Raw genomic sequence first — 14,401 nt, forward strand, 5'->3', positions numbered from 1 at the left:
TCTCCTTGAAGGAAGTAGGTCGGTCGATCATTCGGCATCCGATCCAGATCGTCTGGTATCGAACGTTTCCTGCATGTCGACAGTAGAACCCGCCCACGTATCCGGCATGTTTCTGAAGCAGGGTTTCAGTGCAATCCGATGTTTCCGGAGCAGCGCTAGATACAGTGCGATACAAACTCGTCGAATTCGCCATGCAGGTACGGACGATAGCGACTCGATCACTGGTCGATCAGGACGCGACGCCGCGTACAAGCGCGTCACCCGGCGGCATCGGCGGATGACGGACCTGACCGTCTCAACGGATTGAAAAACCGCTCGCTTCTGCCGAGCTTTTCCGGTGACGAAGCAACACGCCTGACTCCTGCCCGGAAACACATTCTGACAATTTCCGTTCGTCGCCATCGCCCCTGAGCGCATTTTCTCCGCATCAGCATTTCGCAAACGCGTCATTTCGTTATGCTCGACGCCGCTCGTCCTTTCCCGATTACTTCGGACACTTATCGGTTCGTTTCGCAAAATTCCCGATAGCGGTCGAGCTTTGAATGCCTGCTCAGGAGTTTGGATGACCAATTCATTTCTCGACCCACGACTGGATGCGGTGCGCCCCGCCGAACCGGCGGCAACAGCCGGTACGCCGGTCGCAGCCGCATCGCGACCGGCACCGCCACCCATCGTCGTGGGCCGCGTCAAGGGTGTGACGATGTTCGCAAAAGACACGCGGCTCATCTGTGTCAAGCAGATGCCCTTGCCCGGTATCGTGATCTTCGTGCATGGGGTGAACTCCGAGGGTGAATGGTTCGAAGCATCGGAGGAAGGGCTGTGCAAGGGCCTGAATCGCCGGCTCGGGCGCCTTGACGATCAATTGAAGTATCGCGGCATCGACGCCGGCCAACTGACGCCCGCGAAGTACACGGAAAGTGTGACGCCCGACGGGTTCATCAATCCACAACTCTGGTCCGGTAACTACATCAAGCCCGATCCGTCGTTTTCACCCGTGATTCATTTTCGATGGGGCTATCGGGCGACCGCGGCGGAACTGAAGGAATACGGCGACAAGATCTTTCTGAACGAGCAGGACTACTGGGGCGGCGGCCCGTTCACGAATGGCTGTTCGAGCCTGCCCGATCTTTGGCACGGCGGCCTCGACGACCGCGCAGCCGCATGGATCACCGTGCAAGGCATCAACCCGACCAACCGGCCGCTATATCGCTCGCCGCCCCGATCCTATGGCGTGCTCGCGGCCTTGCGACTGGCCAGGCTGATCGAATCGATCCGCCGAATGCAGGCCGATGTACCCATTACGGTCGTCTGCCACAGCCAGGGCAACATTGTCGGACTGACGGCGGCGTTCTTCGGCGACGCATTTCCCGACGTCGAGGATCCGTGGGGGCGCAAGGGCCATTGCGTGGCGGACGCCTACGTGCTGGCGAATGCCCCGTACAGTTTCGCGCGCGCGGACGGTCCGAATAGCTCCGACACGTTCATGGATACATGGTCGCAGCGCGCGACGAAGGACGCCGACGGCCGGCGCGGGCGGCAGACCTATGCCGCGCGCACGAGGACATTCGGCAAATTCCTGTCGATCGTGGGCGCTCGCAAGGAACATGAGCCGCCGGCAGGCAAGATCGATGAAGACATGGCGAACGAGCGGGTGTCGCCGACGAGCAACAGGTCATATGCCGCGCGACACGACCGCGATCGGCACGGCCTGAATCAATCGACGTATGGTCGCGTCACGGCGTATTGCTGCCCGCACGATCAGGTGATTTCGGCGGTGACTGTTCAAGGCATCGGCTGGCGCGGCATCGGCAAGCACGAACTCGACGATATCGGCGCGTCCGGCATCCTGACGCAGCGTGTTTTCGCATCCGGCTTTAACGTCGGCGTGCAGCAACCCTATCGATATTGGGAAGACGACTGGCGTCATGTCCAGAAAGGGAAGACGTCAGGATTCTGGTATCCGCCATCGCCACCCGCGAAATTCAATCTCGTCGGCGCGCTCAAAGGGAATGAAAGTGTTTGGGGAATGGCAGCCACGCTTGCCACTGCGCCGTTCATGTTCGTCGCGACCGGGATCAGCTCGGCATTGAACATGCTCCGAGTGAACGCCGACCCGCCGGCGGGCTGGACGGTCGTGGCGGACGCCCCGGCCCTTGACGAAACCTTCCCGCCCAAGGCATTGCGATTCGGCAACCCGGTCGAAACGAAAGACGGCGACGCGGTCAGCGACTTCAACGAAGGCAACGATCCTCCGGCCGCCTGGCGTGACGCGAGCAAGGCCGATGCAGACAAGCGGGCCGACGATCCCTACGACCAGTACGAGGCGAAGCATCCGGATAGCGTCGCCCAAGGTACGGCAACAACCGAAGCCGGGCAGCGTTACGAGGATCGTGCGTTGATGCGGATGGAAGCACGTCGCACGCTGAACACCGAATGGCTCGATGGCGACGGCCACGTGATCGGCGAGGACGGCAAAAGCGAGCTGCCCGACGGCTACAAGGAATGGCGCGACCAGCAAATTGTCGATTGGCTCGATCGCGGGGCCACCAATAACCCGACCAACCACTCTACGACGATGACCAACCCCGATCACGCAGAAAAGGCGCTTGCTTACGATGTGGCTGTAGGCCGGTGCTATCTAACGGAGCAGCAAATCAGATCCTTGCGCATCGAGGCGGATTGGCGGATGTGGGAAAGCCCGCCCGACGGCGATCCGAGAGAGAAGTACTTCGACTATTTCTTGCTCGGTGAACTTGACGATTTACCGATGCATGAATGGATACATCTTGAAAACGGTGAAGGAAATATGCCCGACGCGATTGTAGATGAACGTGAAGGGGCGTTTTATCTGAAGGTCGGGGGTGCGTTTTGAAGGCACTGATCGCTACATGGCCGCGACGTGTCGCCGTCGCCGTTTCGGTATGGCCCGTCGCCGCCGTACTCATGGCCTCGTTGATGACACACGTCGAACAACCCGATCCGGCCCATCTGGAAATAGGAGATTGGATGAAACGATTCGTTGTCGTGCCCGCCCTGGCTGCGCTCATGGTGTTTCTGTTTATCACGGCCATGACGCGTCCTGCACAAGCCGCGCCTGCCCAGGAGCAAGCAGGGAATACAGCGCTTGAAGATGAAGCGTCGGCGAAGCCGTTCGTCGCGCAGGTTGTCGGCCTGATCTGGATGAATCCGTTGCAACGGAGGGACTACCCGACCGAATGGCAATTGTTGTGGACGCAGGGGCTCGCCGCACCCAACAAGAACGACGATATGGTTCGCACCGAACCGAAGTCCTTTACTACGCTGCAATCGGTAGCGGGTATCGCATACGGCAACGAAGGCGCGGAGACGTTCAAGGGCTTCTACCACAAGTACATGAAGAGGTTCCCTCTGCTGCTTCATTCGCGCTATGCCTCCAATCCCAAATACTTCTACACGGTACAGCCCGCCAACAAAAAGGATTGGCGCGAATTGGCAGGCATTCGCGTCGAGCTTGCGATTCCGGATCGACTCGAGGCGGACGAATCGCAGAGCTATTTGCAAAACTCGATTCGAAAGACGTTTTCGATCGGCAATCGGTATTTCCCGACGATGTGGAGCCGCGACACGCTGCCCGATGTGCAAATCACGCAAGGCGGCGCGAACGCCGGCTTCGCGTCGCTGAACAAGGCGTTGGACTACCTGCAGGACAACCCCGACAAGACCGTGTGGGTGGTGAACTGGGACGCGCCGAATTTCCCGCCGCTCGACGCGCAGATCAACGAGAACCTCGTCGTGCTGTTTCTCGCCGGCCCGAACTTCGACACGCAGCGCGAACCGCTCGCCTGGATCGGCAAGGCCGCCACCGGCAACACGCAAGCGTTCGCGCCGAAGGTCGGCACGACACGAGCCGTGCAGGCGTGGAAAGCGACCATCGACCAGGCAGCGCGCAATGCCGGCGTCGCGGTCCCGGATCTCAAGTACGTCGTCCACGACGCCGGGAAAGGCAGTGACGCCTCGTCGTCACGTCTCGTCGCACTCGCGCAGACACTGACGGAAACGCTCCCGGAATACGATCACCCGCAACAGACCTTCAACACCGCCGCCCTGCTCGGTGACATGGGAACCGGCAGCGCCTTGACCGACGTTGCGCTGGCGATCGGCCGGATCAATCATTTCGGCGGTAATGCATTGGTTGCCGGCACGACCGACCCGGAGCATCCCGTCGCGGTCGTCGTCAGGCCACCGTCGACGCTCACGCCGATCGATCCGGACAAGGACTGGTTCCGCGCGCGTGGCGGGAACAATGCGTACCTGCCGTGGTGGGGACGCCGACACGATACCAATTACGGAATGCAGGGCTATTCGTGGTGACGCAGTTGGCTCGGAGGCGCGATCCGTGCGACCAGGATCGCGTCGCCGAGTCATTCACGGGAATGGACGCAATACGGGAACCGACCACGCAGGCGACGCGCCTACGGCGGCCGGGTCGAATCCAGAGCCGGCACGAGCGGGGTTATGGGGCGAGCAGTCGCACACCATTCGCCACGGGTGGCGGGACGGCAATGAGCCGCGTGCCTCCCGGCGCACGCGTTCCCCGGCTTCACCTTGCTCACGCCCCCGTCACGGCGCCAGCCGCGTGAACACGTAGTCGTGGTTCTTCACCCGCGCCTGATGGCACGCAAAGCACGTCTGATGCTGGCCGATATCGGCCGGCACGCCGTTGATGAACCGCCCGAAACCCCAGCCGCCCGTCGACGCATAGCGGCGCGAGTCCTTCACCATCACCTGCACGGTCGTCGCCTGTCCGGGCACCGTCGCCGGCGCGAACTCGTCGGACTGCTTGCGCTTGTACGCGAGCTTCACCAGGATCGTGCCGTCCGGAAACGGCAGTGTCGCCTGTTCGAGCGCGCGGATCGCGACGGGATTGCCGAGCACGACACGCAGTTCGTCGAGCGGCGCGGCTTCTTCGGCCGGGGCGACCATTTCCCACTTCCGGTAGCCGGGCGGGATCGTCACGCCGTAAATCGGCGACGCGGCGGCGGCAGCCGGCTTCGGCTGCTCCGCGAACGCGGCCGGGCCGCTCGCCGACCACGCGCCGGCCAGCAGCACGCCCGCGACGAACCCGCGCCACACGCCGCGACGCACGCCACCCATGCGCGCCCGCATCACAGGTGCTCCACTTGCAGGATCGCATCCGCGAACGCCTGCGGCGCTTCCTGCGGCAGGTTGTGGCCGATGCCGCCGGTGATCGTGCGGTGCTGGTACTTGCCGGTGAACTTCTTCGCGTACGCGGCCGGTTCCGGATGCGGCGCGCCGTTCGCATCGCCTTCCATCGTGATCGTCGGCACCGTAATCGCAGGGCCGGCCGCAAGGCGCCGCTCGAGGTCGTCGTATTGCGCCTCGCCCTTCGCGAGCCCGAGACGCCAGCGATAGTTGTGGATCACGACGGCCACGTGATCGGGGTTCTGGAACGACGCGGCCGTGCGCGCGTAGGTTTCGTCGGAGAACTGCCATTTCGGCGATGCGAGCTGCCAGATCAGCTTGTTGAACGCATCGCGGTTCGCCGCGTAGCCCAGCGCGCCGCGCTCGGTCGTGAAGTAGAACTGATACCACCACTGGAATTCGGCCTGCGGCGGCAGCGGCTTGCGGTTCGCCTCCTGGCTGCCGATCAGGTAGCCGCTCACCGACACCAGCGCCTTCACGCGCTGCGGCCACAGCGCCGCGATGATGTCGGCCGTGCGCGCGCCCCAGTCGTAGCCGCCGAACACCGCGCGGTCGATCTTCAGCGCATCCATCAGCGCAACGATGTCGACGGCCGTCACGGCCTGCTGGCCGTTGCGCACCGTATCGGCCGAGCGGAACGTCGTCGACCCGTAGCCGCGCAGGTAAGGCACGATCACGCGATAGCCGGCCGCGACGAGCAGCGGCGCGACTTCCGCGTAGCTGTAGATGTCGTACGGCCAGCCGTGCAGCAGGAACACGACCGGGCCGTTCTTCGGCCCGAGGTCCGCATACCCGACGTTGAGCACGCCCGCGTCGATCTGGTGGATCGTGCCCAGCGACGCGGCACCGGCCGCGCGCTTCGCAGGCGCTGCATCGGGCGCCGACTGCGCGTGCGCCAGGGCGCTGAAGCCGAGGTCGGCGAGGCTGAGGCTCGCCAGCGTCGTACCCAGGATCAGGCGGCGGCGGGTGTTCACGGTTTCGGGCATGACTCGTTCTCCAGTGTCGATCGCTAAGGAAGGTGGCCCGCGGCACGTGCGGGCACTCGGGAATCTGCATTCCCGGCAGCGGCGCATGGCATCGCGCCGCCGTGTGAATCGCTTCACCGGTTTTATACCCGAGCCCTGGCGAGGCTTTGTATCCCAACGTATCTGTCGACGAACACGACACACGACGATTCAAAAATCGGGCGGGAAATGCGGGTTCGCAGGGGGCCATGTGCCACGCGCCGGCCTGCCCCGGCGATGGCGTGGCCACGCACCGACTCTCGCTTCGGCGCCGAAACGCGGCGATACTACGCCGCTTGCCGTGACAACCCGCCCGATTGCAGGTGACCGAATTGACCGATGCCAACCAACAAGACGCTCCCGTGCGACAGGCGGGCACGAACGGGCCGCCGCTCTGGCTCGCGACCATCCTGACCGCGTTCGGGCTTGCGGCGCTCCTGCTCGCGTGGTTCTCCGGATACGCCACCGCCTACTGCGACACCCTTGGCGGTGCCGTGGTCTGGGTCGTGTTTTTCGCGGCGGCTTTCGTTTTTGCCGCCTTCCGGGACAACTGGAACATCTTGCCGGTCGGGCTGGTTGCCTGCATCGCGCTCGCCGCGGTCGTCCGGCGGCTTCCGCGTTTCAAGGTCACGTGGCGTCGATTTTTGATCGTGCTGCCTTGTGTCTATGCCGCGATGACGCTTTTCACGTGGCTGAGGGACGTACACGGCACGTGCCGGATCATCTGACGGCGACGCCGCCCCGAGGCATCGCGGCGGCATGACACCGCCCCACTCCGCCGATGAACACCGGCCGCATGCCGGCCGGCCCGCATTCACCGCTCGAACCACGCCGCTGCGCGCAGCCGTTCAGTCCTTCCGGTCCGGCAGGATATGCGCGCGAATCGAGCGGCCCCGCCACGAGATGTGGTCGATCCGGGCGCGCAGCGTGTAAAGCGCGACCGACGACAGCGTGTTGAACCGGAGCAGCGCGATGGGGTTGCCGATCCCGGCCGGCACGCGCTCGATCGCATCGAACTGCGGGAATCCATGCCGCGCCAGGAACGCGCCGACCTCGTCGTCGCGCGCGTGTTCTTCGACATTGACCAGCAGTAGTTCAGCCATGAGGATTCCTTGCTCGTTCGCCCGTCACCGGATCAGCCGGTGCGTATGGCGCGCGATCATCAGTTCTTCGTCGGTCGGGATCACCCACGCCGATACGCGGCTCGATGCCGTCGTGATCAGCGGGCCGCCCGTGCCGTTCGCGTCGACATCGATCTCGACGCCGAGCCACGCCGCACGGCGCAACACCCCTTCACGAATCGCCGCCGCGTGCTCGCCGATCCCCGCTGTGAACACGACGGCATCGATTCCCTCCATCGCGGCCGCAAGCGAACCGAGTTCGCGCGCGATGCGGTAGACGTACAGCTCGATGGCGAAGCGCGCGTGCGGGTCGTCGCTCGCGAGCAGGGTGCGCATGTCGCTCGACAGGCCGGACACGCCGAGCAACCCGGAACGCCGATAGAGCAGGTCCTCGACGGCGCGCACGTCCATCCCGAGTGCTTCCATCAGGAAGATCACGACGCCCGGATCGAGGTTGCCGCAACGCGTGCCCATCGGCAGCCCGTCGAGCGCCGTGAACCCCATCGTGCTCGCGACGCTCTTGCCTGCCACGAGCGCGCACATGCTCGCGCCGTTGCCGAGGTGGGCGACGACCGTGCGCCCGCGCGCCGCCGCCGGCGCGACGTCGGGCAGCACGCTCGCGATGTACTCGTACGAGAGCCCGTGGAAACCGTAACGGCGCACGCCCCGGCTGGTGATCGACGCGGGCAGCGCGAACGCCTGGGTCACCGCGGGCTGCGTGCAGTGGAACGCCGTGTCGAAGCAGGCCACCTGCTCGACGCCGGGCTGCATCGTTTCGAGGATACGAATCGGCGTCAGGTTGTGCGGCTGATGCAACGGCGCGAGCGGGGTAAGTTTTTCCAGCTCGGCCACGATCTCGGGCGTGACGCGCACCGGGCCGCTGAAGCGTTGTCCGCCGTGCACGACGCGATGGCCCACCGCCGCGAGACGGTGCCCTTCCTGATGCGCGCCCAGGAACGCGGCGATCTGCTCGAGCCCTTCCTGATGGCCGAACGTATCGCCGCCGGCCCATTGCCGTTCGTGACGCTCCGCGTGGCGGTCGACGGCGCTGAAGTGCGCCGTGGCCGTGTACAGGCCTTCGACCTGGCCATGCACGATCAGGCCGAGCGTGTCGCCGTGCACGTCGAATGCGGAAAACTTGATGCTCGACGAGCCGGCATTCAACACCAGAATCACGTCTGCCATGGCGTCATCCCGCGCGCCGGGCCGCTTCGCGCTGCACGTTCGCGACGAGCATCGCGACCGCACAGGAAGCCAGCCGGGTGATCAACGAATCGGCACGACTCGTCAGGATGACCGGCACGCGCGCGCCGAGCACGATGCCCGCCGCATCCGCGCCGGCCAGGAACGACAGGCTCTTGGCAAGCATGTTGCCCGCTTCGAGGTTCGGCACCATCAGCACGTTCGCGTGCCCGGCCACCGGCGAATCGATCTGCTTGATGCGCGCGGCTTCGGGATCGATCGCGTTGTCGAGCGCCAGCGGGCCGTCGACGAGCGCGCCGGTAATCTGCCGCCGATCCACCATCTTGCACAGCGCGGCGGCTTCGAGCGTCGACGTCACTTTCGGGTTGACCGTCTCCATGGCCGAGAGGATCGCCACACGAACCTGCGGGAAATCCAGCGCATGCGCGAGATCGATCGCGTTCTGCAGGATGTCGACCTTTTCCTCGAGCGTCGGCGCGATATTGATCGCCGCGTCGGTCACGATCAGCGGATCGGCGTGCGCGGGCACGTCCATCACGAAGCAATGGCTGATGCGCCGGCCCGTGCGCAACTCGGAATCGTGCCGCACCACTTCGGCCATGAGTTCGTCGGTGTGAAGGCTGCCCTTCATCAGCGCGGACGCGCGGCCGTCGCGTACGAGCCGCACCGCCGCCGCTGCCGACGCCTCGCTGTACGGCGCATCGACGATCTCGTGATCGCCGATCGGCAGCTGCAACTCCGCGGCGGTCGCTTCGATACGCGCACGCGGGCCGACCAGGATCGGCTCGATCAGCCCCTTGCGCGCCGCCTCCAGCGCGCCCTCGAGCGAGCTTCGATCGCACGGATGCGCGACGGCCGTCGGCATCGGCGCGAGCGCCTGGCAGTGTTCGATGAGGCGGCGATATTTCTCGTGTCGGGTTTCCATTGCGGTTCCTCGCTGTCCGTCACTGCACGCGTTCGAGTGTCGCCAGCGGCCCCCTGGCCGGTAGCGTGGCAGGCGGCGCGCCCAGTACCGCGCGAATGCGTTGCAGCGCCGCCCACTGTTGCTCGCTCACCGACGCGCTTTGCACGCGCGCATCGCCCAGCAGCTTGTCGAGCAGCGTCAGCAGCCGCTGGCGGTCCTCCGGCCGGGCAAGCAGCACCGGCAGCGTGGCGACGGCCTGTTGGGGCGCGTAAGTCGCGATGATCTCCTGCTCGCCATAGATGCGCCGCCACTGGTCGGGCGGCAGGTTCGGCAGATATTCGGCGTACGTTTCGGCGAGCTCGCGCTCGGTCGCAAGCTGCGCCAGAGGAAACGGTTCGCCGTTGCGCTCGAGCAGGAACGCCGCGCGCGCAACCGCTTCGGTGTAGCCGCCACGGTCGATCGACGCGAGCGCCGCCTTCACGAACGGCAGGTCGTGGGGGTCCGTCGGCGTCGGCGCAGCCGCGTGACGGTCGCGATACTGCTCCCCGAAATGAAGCATGGCCGGCTGGGTGTACAGCGTGAAGAACAGCGACTCGATGCTTGCATCGCGCATCGCGCGGAAACAGTCGAGCGACGCGCTGACGATATCCGAGCTACGCCGTTCGAGCTTGCGCCAAGGCTCGATATCGTCGGCCGGCTGCCGGTGGGCCCTGACCGTGTCGGCGGCGGGCTTCAGCCAGCGAAGCCAGGGATTCAGGTCCGAAAACGCCCAGCGCTGGAAGCGCAGCGGATGAAAGTCGCGCAACAGGTGCGCCGTGGTCTCGTTCGATGCCTGCTGCACGTAAGGCTGCATGAACAGTTCATACGCGCGCTGCGTGAATTCGGACAGCGCGGCGACGGCCTCGAACGCATGTTCGTCCTTGCGCCCGAAGCGGTTGAAGTATTGCGCGATCTCTTCCAGACGGTGCTCGGCGAAGGTGACGTCATACGTGACCTTCCCGTCGGCGCCCTTCACTTCCTCGATCGACATCGCATAGAGGCCGGGCGGCAGCGTTTCGACGGCATCCAGCACGCTGACGATCTGCGCGTGCTCCTTCTTCGCGACCTTGCCGGACACGAAGATGCCGAGATGCCCCACGTCCTCTTCCACCAACCCGATGATGACCTGCCCGCGCGCCTTGATCTCCTCCGTGCTGCCGTAGATGTCCGCGACCCAGTTGAACGCCTGCTGCGGCGGCGTGATGTTGTCGCCCATCGACGCGAACAGGATGATCGGCGAGCGGATCTCGCGCAGGTCGAACGCCTTGCCCGATCCGTCTTTCACTTCGCCGGACCAGAGCCTGTTGCCGATGAACAGGTTGCGCGTGATCCATTCGATCTCGTCGCGGTTCATCAGGTAGTAGCCGCCCCACCAGCGCTCGAACTCGAGGAAGCGCGGCGGCTCGGTGTCGATGTGGTCGTACACGTGGTAATACTTGTCCCACAACGTGTTCGCCGGGTTCAGGTTCTCGAAGTTCTGCACGAGATAGGCGCCGTCGAACTTGCCGTTGCCCAGGTCCGACGCAAACGACGCGAGCCACGTGCCGCCGAGTATGCCGCCGGCATAGCGCATCGGATTGTCGCCGGGCCCCTCGCTCCACGCGCCGCTCCAGTACGACATCGGGGCGCCGTTGATGACGATCGGGCCCGTATCGTCCGCCGACGAACTCGCGAGCATCATCGCGGCCCAGCCGCCCTGGCAATTGCCGACGATGGCCGGCTTGAGGCTGTCCGGATGCAGCTCCCGCACTTTCCGCACGAACGCCTGTTCCGCGGCACACACGTCGAGCAACGTCTGGCCGGGCTCGGGCTCCTGGAAGAACACGACGAAATACACGGGATGCCCCGCGCGCAACGCCACGCCGACTTGCGAATCGTCCTTGAAGCCGCCGATACCGGGGCCGTGCCCCGCGCGCGGATCGATGATCAGGTAGGGCCGCTTGCCGGCGTCGACGATCACGCCATCCGGCGGCTGGATGTGAACGAGCGCGTAATTGACGGGCCGTGCGAACTGCCGGCCGTCGAGCACGACGTCGTAGTCGAAATGCAGCACCGGCTTGAGCCCCTCGGCCATGCGCTCGACATATTGCGTGCCGCGCTCGCGCAGCGTGTCCCAGAACAGCAGCGCGCGCTGTGCGGCGTCGACCGCGTAATGCCACGCGCCCAGCGGCGAGAATGGCATGGCAAACGGGTCGGCGCCCGGCTCCCGGCCGGGGCCGTCGCCGCCGTCGAACGCTTCGCCCAACCGTTTCCCGTACTGTTCCAGCGCGTGCTGCGTGCGCTTTTGCAGGACGTGGACAATCTCCGTGGCGATCTCATGACTGCGCGCCAGTTGCGTGGCAGCATCCATAACACTGTTCTCCAGAGGGGCAAGGTGAATCTCGACGCATTCCGGGAGCGGCTGCCTCGCGTCAGCCGAGCACGTGCATCCCCGCGTCGATGTAGTGAATACCGCCGGTCATCGCGCGTGCGGCATCGCTGGCGAGAAAGGTGCACAGCGCACCGACGTCGTCGATGTCGAACGGACGGCGCAATGGCGCACGCCGGGCGGTGTCGTCAAGCAGGTGATCGAAGTTCGGCAGCCCGGATGCCGCCCGCGTGGCCAGTGCGCCGGGCGACACCGCATGCACGCGAATGCCGGCCGGCCCCAGCTCGACAGCGAGGTATCGGACGGTGGCCTCCAGCGCCGCCTTGACCGGACCCATCACGCCGTACTCCGCGATGACCTGGTCGGCACCGATATAGGTCATCGCCATCAGGCTTCCACCGGACGTCATCAACGGCTCGGCCAGTTTCGCCATCCTGATGAACGAGTGGCAGGAGGTATCCATCGCGAGTGCGAACCCTTCCGGCGAACTGTCGACGACCCGCCCGTGCAGATCGGCCCTGGGTGCATAGGCAACGGCATGCAACAGAAACTCGAGGCCGCCCCACTGTTCGCCGATCGTGTCGAACACCTCGTGCATCTGGTCGGCCCGGCTCACGTCGAGCGGCATCGCAATCGCCGGCTTCAGCTGGTCCAGCAGCGGCTCGATGTACGGCAACGCCCGGTCGGATTGCCAGGTCACCGCCAGCTCGGCACCCGCCGCATGAAATGCGCGCGCACATCCCCACGCGATGCTCTGCTCGTTCGCCAGGCCGACGACGATGCCTCTTCGACCTTCAAGCGGGCGCATGCCATCGCAAGCCATGCGTGACTCGCGCACGTCGTTATTCGTCATCGCGAAACCTCGGGTCGTATTTTTTCACCGGGCGAAACCGTGAAAAAGCCGATTCGGCTTTTTGCCGCGTGCCAATAAACAGGATGATCCGCCCGCACTCAGGTGCAGTCGCGGATCATTGTATTGAGGGTTTCAATACATCAGTCAATTCACGCGAGATATCTTGATTTTTATCAAAATCGCTTTTTAATCAAATAATTACGATGGAATGTTTCTTCCAGAAAGGGTTGAATTCATCGATATGTCATTCAATCGTGAACGGAAGCGCCGTGCTGTTTCTGCTGTAAAACGGCCGCTTTGACAGGTAACGCCGGCAGCAATAACGACGCTACGGTGAATTCGGGAACGTGCACGACGGAAGCAAACGCCGGCCGCATCCGCGCCGGCCCGCGTTCGCCCGTCCTCCCTCGCTTACACGCGCCGCAACGGCCGGAACCCGGCGCGCACTTCACGCGCGAACAACTCCGGTTCCTCCCATGCCGCGAAATGCCCGCCCTTGTCGACTTCGTTGAAGTAGATCAGGTTGTGATAGCTGCGCTCGGCCCAGCTGCGCGGCGCCTGGTAGATCTCGCCCGGAAACACCGTAATCGCGGCCGGCAACGCGATATCCACCGCGTTGAAGTTGTTCGAGTGATCCTCCCAGTAGATCTGCGCGGCGGACGTCGCGGTGTTCGTCAGCCAGTACAGCGAGATGTCGTCGAGAATCTCGTCGCGCGGAATCGAACGCTCGGGCACGCCGCCGCTATAAGTCCACTGCGAAATCTTGTCGACCATCCATGCGGCCTGCCCAGACGGCGAATCGGCGAGTGCATAACCGACCGTCTGCGGGCGCGTAACCATCATCGCCGAGTAACCGCAGTTGTCGCGATAGAACGTCGCGAGCTTCTCGTACGCGGCCTTCTCCTTCGGCGACAGCGATGCCGGCGCGGGTGCATCGGTCGCGAGCAGCGTCGCGATATCCGGCGGCACCGTCGCCGGCATGTTCACGTGAATCCCGGCCAGGCCCTGCACGCGCTGCATCGCCATCCGGTGCGAGATCACCGAGCCGCAGTCGCCGCCCTGCGACACGAAGCGCGTATAACCGAGCCGCGCCATCAGCTCGCCCCACGCGCGCGCGATGTGGTCGGAACCCCAGCCGGTCTGCGTCGGCCGGCCCGAGAAGCCGAAACCCGGCAGCGACGGCACGACGACATGGAACGCATCGTCGGCGCTCGCGCCGTGCGCGGTCGGGTCGGTCAGCGGGCCGATCGCCTTCAGCAGCTCGAAGATCGAACCCGGCCAGCCGTGCGTCATGATCATCGGCATCGCGTTCTCGTGCCGCGAGCGCACGTGGATGAAATGAATGTCGAGCCCGTCGATTTCCGTGATGAACATCGGGAAACCGTTCAGGCGCGCCTCGCCCTTGCGCCAGTCGTAATCGGTGCCCCAGTAGCGCAGCAGCGCCTGCATGCGCGCCAGCCGCACACCCTGCGATTCGTCGGCGACGGTCTCGCGGCCCGGCCAGCGTGTTGCCGCGATGCGGCGGCGCAGGTCGGCGACGGCGTCGTCGGGAATGTGCGCGGTGAACGGGCGTATGCCGCTCGCGCCGGTCGCGGCATGCAGCGCCGTGGGCAGCATCGCGGAGACCCCTGCGGCCACGGACGTGGCAAGCAGGTGGCGACGCATCGGGGAAAACGGTGTGGAAGACATCGTTCGGCATCTCCTTTC

Annotated in this window: 11 protein-coding genes; 3 read left to right on the forward strand and 8 right to left on the reverse strand. The window is 64.8% G+C overall.

Annotation, left to right across the window (positions count from 1 at the left end; genetic code table 11):
• The first annotated feature begins 700 nt into the window (after window positions 1-700).
• Complete coding sequence (locus PQB87_RS31215) at window positions 701-2,872, forward strand: T6SS effector phospholipase Tle3 domain-containing protein (protein WP_489244312.1); 2,172 nt, start codon at window positions 701-703, stop codon at window positions 2,870-2,872.
• Between the two features lie 134 nt (window positions 2,873-3,006).
• On the forward strand, window positions 3,007-4,350 hold the full coding sequence (locus PQB87_RS31220) for a virulence factor (protein WP_489243227.1): 1,344 nt from the start codon (window positions 3,007-3,009) through the stop codon (window positions 4,348-4,350).
• Between the two features lie 249 nt (window positions 4,351-4,599).
• On the opposite strand, the gene PQB87_RS31225 is transcribed toward PQB87_RS31220, so the two are convergent.
• Window positions 4,600-5,145 (reverse strand): cytochrome P460 family protein, encoded by a 546-nt coding sequence (locus tag PQB87_RS31225; protein WP_153490058.1) that lies wholly within the window; start codon window positions 5,143-5,145, stop codon window positions 4,600-4,602.
• Window positions 5,145-6,188: an alpha/beta fold hydrolase gene (locus tag PQB87_RS31230; protein ID WP_059488935.1), complete on the reverse strand. Its 1,044-nt coding sequence runs from the start codon at window positions 6,186-6,188 to the stop codon at window positions 5,145-5,147. The genes PQB87_RS31225 and PQB87_RS31230 overlap by 1 nt, the downstream gene beginning before the upstream one ends.
• A gap of 341 nt (window positions 6,189-6,529) precedes the next feature.
• On the opposite strand from PQB87_RS31230, the gene PQB87_RS31235 reads away from it, so the two are divergent.
• Window positions 6,530-6,934 carry a hypothetical protein gene (locus tag PQB87_RS31235; protein WP_153490059.1) on the forward strand — a complete coding sequence of 135 codons (405 nt, stop codon included), beginning with the start codon at window positions 6,530-6,532 and terminating at the stop codon, window positions 6,932-6,934.
• A 120-nt stretch (window positions 6,935-7,054) separates the two neighbouring features.
• Here the strand turns inward: PQB87_RS31235 and PQB87_RS31240 are convergent, their stop codons facing one another.
• From PQB87_RS31240 to PQB87_RS31265, 6 genes are all read right to left on the reverse strand, one after another.
• Window positions 7,055-7,309 (reverse strand): hypothetical protein, encoded by a 255-nt coding sequence (locus PQB87_RS31240; protein WP_059687563.1) that lies wholly within the window; start codon window positions 7,307-7,309, stop codon window positions 7,055-7,057.
• Between the two features lie 24 nt (window positions 7,310-7,333).
• A complete protein-coding gene (locus PQB87_RS31245) occupies window positions 7,334-8,512 on the reverse strand; it encodes an acetate/propionate family kinase (protein ID WP_060064825.1) in 1,179 nt (392 codons plus the stop codon).
• A 4-nt stretch (window positions 8,513-8,516) separates the two neighbouring features.
• Window positions 8,517-9,455 carry a phosphate acetyltransferase gene (locus PQB87_RS31250; RefSeq protein ID WP_489243228.1) on the reverse strand — a complete coding sequence of 313 codons (939 nt, stop codon included), beginning with the start codon at window positions 9,453-9,455 and terminating at the stop codon, window positions 8,517-8,519.
• A 19-nt stretch (window positions 9,456-9,474) separates the two neighbouring features.
• A complete protein-coding gene (locus PQB87_RS31255; RefSeq protein WP_489243229.1) occupies window positions 9,475-11,823 on the reverse strand; it encodes a DUF3141 domain-containing protein in 2,349 nt (782 codons plus the stop codon).
• 61 nt (window positions 11,824-11,884) lie between these two features.
• Window positions 11,885-12,694, reverse strand: a complete 810-nt coding sequence (gene fabI / locus PQB87_RS31260) for an enoyl-ACP reductase FabI (protein WP_489243230.1) — start codon at window positions 12,692-12,694, stop codon at window positions 11,885-11,887.
• Window positions 12,695-13,105: 411 nt separating this feature from the next.
• Entirely contained in the window at window positions 13,106-14,383 is a 1,278-nt protein-coding gene (locus PQB87_RS31265) for an epoxide hydrolase family protein (protein WP_489243231.1), read from the reverse strand.
• Between the last annotated feature and the right edge of the window lie 18 nt (window positions 14,384-14,401).

This window comes from Burkholderia sp. KL41 (assembly GCF_057005415.2).

What these genes read in the sequence shown, in the direction of transcription:
- PQB87_RS31215 (WP_489244312.1), top strand. Translation starts at nt 701, where the DNA reads ATGTTCGCAAAAGACACGCGGCTCATCTGTGTCAAGCAGATGCCCTTG.
- fabI (WP_489243230.1), bottom strand. Translation starts at nt 12,694, where the DNA reads ATGACGAATAACGACGTGCGCGAGTCACGCATGGCTTGCGATGGCATG.
- PQB87_RS31265 (WP_489243231.1), bottom strand. Translation starts at nt 14,383, where the DNA reads ATGTCTTCCACACCGTTTTCCCCGATGCGTCGCCACCTGCTTGCCACG.
- PQB87_RS31240 (WP_059687563.1), bottom strand. Translation starts at nt 7,309, where the DNA reads ATGGCTGAACTACTGCTGGTCAATGTCGAAGAACACGCGCGCGACGAC.
- PQB87_RS31250 (WP_489243228.1), bottom strand. Translation starts at nt 9,455, where the DNA reads ATGGAAACCCGACACGAGAAATATCGCCGCCTCATCGAACACTGCCAG.
- PQB87_RS31225 (WP_153490058.1), bottom strand. Translation starts at nt 5,145, where the DNA reads ATGCGGGCGCGCATGGGTGGCGTGCGTCGCGGCGTGTGGCGCGGGTTC.
- PQB87_RS31255 (WP_489243229.1), bottom strand. Translation starts at nt 11,823, where the DNA reads ATGGATGCTGCCACGCAACTGGCGCGCAGTCATGAGATCGCCACGGAG.
- PQB87_RS31230 (WP_059488935.1), bottom strand. Translation starts at nt 6,188, where the DNA reads ATGCCCGAAACCGTGAACACCCGCCGCCGCCTGATCCTGGGTACGACG.
- PQB87_RS31245 (WP_060064825.1), bottom strand. Translation starts at nt 8,512, where the DNA reads ATGGCAGACGTGATTCTGGTGTTGAATGCCGGCTCGTCGAGCATCAAG.
- PQB87_RS31220 (WP_489243227.1), top strand. Translation starts at nt 3,007, where the DNA reads ATGAAACGATTCGTTGTCGTGCCCGCCCTGGCTGCGCTCATGGTGTTT.